Source organism: Flavobacterium sp. (assembly GCF_036759525.1).
Taxonomy (GTDB): Bacteria; Bacteroidota; Bacteroidia; order Flavobacteriales; family Flavobacteriaceae; genus Flavobacterium.
Window position 1 is genome coordinate 1 of the sequence record NZ_DAIOUN010000042.1, and the last position, 1556, is coordinate 1556.

Below are 1556 nucleotides of genomic sequence, written 5' to 3' on the forward strand. Positions count from 1 at the left end.
AGTTGCCTTTAAACAACGTACAAAGTCAGTTGGTTTTGGTACAGGTTCAAACGGTAGAGGGGAAAACACACTTTTGTAAAATTCTTTTAAATTAAACTCATAAAAATGAAAAGCTATACTAATTGTAAAACAAGTAGTTTTAAAACTTATATTAATAAAGTATTACTACTTACTATCTTACTAGTTTACCAATTTGGTACAAGTCAGACTAATTATCGCACTATCCAGAATGGAAACTGGACTCAAGCTTCTACATGGGCTGGTGGATTAGTACCGGGCTCTGATATTCCAGTATCCGCAACAGTTACCATTAATCATACGGTTACTTACAATAATAGTAATGACCTTAAAGTTTATGGTACAGTAAATATTGTTAATGGAACTTTTCGTACTGCTTTATCCGGAAATGGAGAAAATCGATCGGTTTTTGTTTTTGATAATGCGACATGGAATATGTGTAACGCAAAAATGTATTTACCCATTTTTAGTGGTGGCTATGGTTCCCTATCAGGCAGTAATAAATCGGGAAATTTTATCAATAAAAACGGAAAAATTTATATTTATAATTCGGTTGTTGAAGTAGCTCAAAATTGGGAGGATACAAGTGATTCTAATAGGGGTATAAGAGAATTGGTAGGAAGTTGTTTAAAAGTAGGTGAAAATTTTTACAATAAAGGGGCAAATGATTCCTATGATTCGACCAATATAACTATAGGACTTCATGGTAGTGGAAATTTTAAGAATGAATATAAGATTACTTTTAAAGAACGTTGTAGTTTACTGTTAGTTGGATCAGGTTCTGTTGAAAACACATCCGGTTCTCTTGGTGTTTTTGGTTCCGGAAGCACAACAATTCCCGATATTACAGCTTTACGAATTACAGATGGTAATGTTTCAAATAATAAATCATGGGGAGCCAAAATTTTGAATTTTTGCCAAAATGGAGGTACTATTGGAGGAAGTTTTTCTTCAAATTTTTCTTCGAACGTAACGTTTAACAATCAAACCGGAGGTTGTACAAACATCAACGCTTTGACATTTACTTGTCCGGAAGCTACTTGTACATTAGCTTTAAATGCTCGTGTTTTAGAACCGGCTACATGTAATGCCGGAAATTATAATACAGGATCTGTAACAGTTTCAATTACTCCAAATACCGCACTAACCCAATGTTTTGGTTCTTCAGGAATTACCTATTCTTGGAATACTGTACCGATACAAACTACAGCTACGGCAACAAATTTGAGTCCCGGTACTTATACGGTTACCGTTACTGATGCTGCGGGCTGTGTAGCTACAGCTAGTGTTGTTTTAGAGTCTTTTATCCCGGAACAACCCCTTGCCGTAAATTGTTGGGATAATTACATTTATAATGAATTAAATTGTGAATGGGAAAATACCGGAACACAACCTGCTGAGCCTACAGGATTGGCTTGTTACGAATCGGCTGAATTTAATACCACGACTTGTTCTTGGGATATTAGCGGAACACAACCGGCTGAGCCTACAGGATTGGCTTGTTACGAAACGGCTGAATTTAACACCACGACTTGTTC

1 protein-coding gene is annotated in these 1556 nt (G+C 35.9%); it reads left to right on the forward strand.

The features are described 5' to 3' along the window. Positions 1-105 precede the first annotated feature (105 nt). Positions 106-1556, forward strand: a 1451-nt coding sequence (locus V7M80_RS13140; RefSeq protein ID WP_333696819.1) for a PKD domain-containing protein, incomplete at its 3' end; no start/stop codon positions are given.